Origin of the sequence: Actinotalea ferrariae (genome assembly GCF_019733465.1) — a bacterium.
Lineage (GTDB): Bacteria > Actinomycetota > Actinomycetes > Actinomycetales > Cellulomonadaceae > Actinotalea > Actinotalea ferrariae_A.
In genome coordinates this window covers 1-2,031 of sequence record NZ_JACVQL010000294.1, presented here as the reverse complement: position 1 = coordinate 2,031, position 2,031 = coordinate 1, and the positions used below count along the sequence as shown (strand labels likewise).

Here is a 2,031-nt window from a genome sequence, read left to right as displayed (position 1 = left end):
GGCCGGGGCTGGCCGCCGCCGGCGCGCTCGCGCTCGTCGTCGCGCTGGGTGTTGCCGGGGACCCCGCGGCCGCAGGGCTCGGCGCGGCGCCGACGGCGGGCGTCGCCGCGACCGGGCGCGTGGTCGAGGTCGAGGTCGAGGCGAGGGACATGCGGTTCGAGCCGTCGTCGGTCGAGGTGACGGCGGGCGACGCGCTCGTGCTCGTCGTGACGAACGTCGACGACACGGTGCACGACCTCGTCCTCGACTCGGGCGCGAGCAGCGGGCGCCTGGCGGCCGGCGCGACCGCGCGCATCGACCTCGGCGTCGTCGGACGCGGCGTCGCCGGGTGGTGCTCGGTCGCGGGACACCGGCAGATGGGCATGACGTTCGACGTCGTCGTCGTGGGCGGCGCGCAGGCGGCGACCGGACCAGACGAGAAGCCCGGGCCGGCTGACGACGCCGACCCGGCCCACGGTGGGCACGACGGGACCGTCGCCGAGAGCGCGGCGGTCGACATGGACCTCATGGGTGAGCCCGGCCCGGCCTTCCAGCCGTACGACCCGGTCCTCGCCCCGGCGCCGGACGAGCGCGTCCACCGGCTCACCCTCGAGGTCGAGGAGGTCGAGCGCGAGGTCGCCCCGGGCGTCACCCAGACGCTGTGGACGTTCGGCGGCTCGGCGCCCGGGCCGGCGCTGCGCGGCCGCGTCGGCGACACGTTCGAGATCACGCTGGTCAACGACGGGACGATCGGGCACTCGATCGACTTCCACGCCGGCGCGCTCGCGCCCGACGAGCCCATGCGCACCATCGACCCGCGCGAGCGGCTCACGTACCGCTTCACGGCGACGCGCTCCGGGGTGTGGATGTACCACTGCTCGACCATGCCGATGTCGCTGCACATCGCGAACGGGATGTTCGGGGCCGTCGTCATCGACCCGCCGGACCTGCCCGCCGTCGACCGCGAGTACCTCCTCGTGCAGTCCGAGCTCTACCTCGGCCCGCAGGACGGGGTGGCCGACGCCGCCGCGGTCGCGGCCGAGCGCCCGGACGCCGTCGTCTTCAACGGGTACGCGAACCAGTACGACCACGTGCCGCTCGCCGCGCTCACGGGCGAGCGCGTGCGGATCTGGGTGCTCGACGCGGGCCCGAACCGGGCGTCGTCCTTCCACGTGGTCGGCGGTCAGTTCGACACCGTGTACGCCGAGGGCGCGTACCTGCTCGGCGGGCCGGGTGCCGACCCCGGGGCGACGGGCGGGTCGCAGGTGCTGGGGCTGCTGCCCGCGCAGGGCGGGTTCGTCGAGCTGACGTTCCCCGAGGCCGGGCACTACCCCGTGGTCTCGCACGTCATGGTCGACGCCGAGCGCGGCGCCCACGGCCACGTCGAGGTCACCGACCGGGCGCCCTGACGACCGGCGTGCACGGCGCCCCGGGGGCGCGGGCCGCAGCCCTCAGTACGTCTCGACGGCGGCCGGGGCGACGCGCATCGCGACCCGCGCGCCCGGACGCACGTACGGCGGCAGGTCGGCCGCCGTCGTCTCGACGAGGGCCCCGGGCTCGCCGTCGACCTCGACCCGGACGTGCTCGCCGCGCGTGCTCACGGCGGCGACCGTCCCGACCCAGGTCCCGGTGCGCGCCTCGCCACCGGCCGGCTCGAGCGTGATGGCCGACGGGCGCACGGCGACGTTCGCACCGGCCGGCCCGCCCCCGGCGAGGAAGGGGACGGGCGCGCGGAAGAGGTTGAGCCCGAGCAGGTGGGCGACGTACGGCGTCGCCGGTCGGCGGACGACGTCGCGCGGCGCACCGTTCTGCACGATGCGGCCGTCCTCCAGGACGGCGAGCCGGTCGGCCAGCACGAGCGCGTCGACGACGTCGTGCGTGACCAGCACGCTCGGTCCGTCGAAGGACGCGAGGTGGTCGGCGAGGGCGCGCTGCACGTCGGCGCGCGCCCGGGCATCGAGGGCCGCGAGCGGCTCGTCGAGCACGAGCGCGCGGGGCCCGGCCGCGAGCGTCCGCGCGAGCGCCACGCGCTGCGCCTGCCCGCCGGAGAGG

The 2,031-nt window shown here is 76.8% G+C and carries 2 protein-coding genes; one reads left to right on the top strand and one right to left on the bottom strand.

Annotated elements, in window-relative coordinates; all coding sequences use genetic code 11:
- Nucleotides 1-1,388: multicopper oxidase domain-containing protein (locus ICW40_RS18185; protein ID WP_221655413.1), on the top strand; the 1,388-nt coding region annotated here is incomplete at its 5' end.
- A 42-nt stretch (nt 1,389-1,430) separates the two neighbouring features.
- On the opposite strand, the gene ICW40_RS18180 is transcribed toward ICW40_RS18185, so the two are convergent.
- Nucleotides 1,431-2,031 (bottom strand): TOBE domain-containing protein (locus ICW40_RS18180; RefSeq protein ID WP_221655412.1); only part of this gene is annotated, 601 nt, incomplete at its 5' end.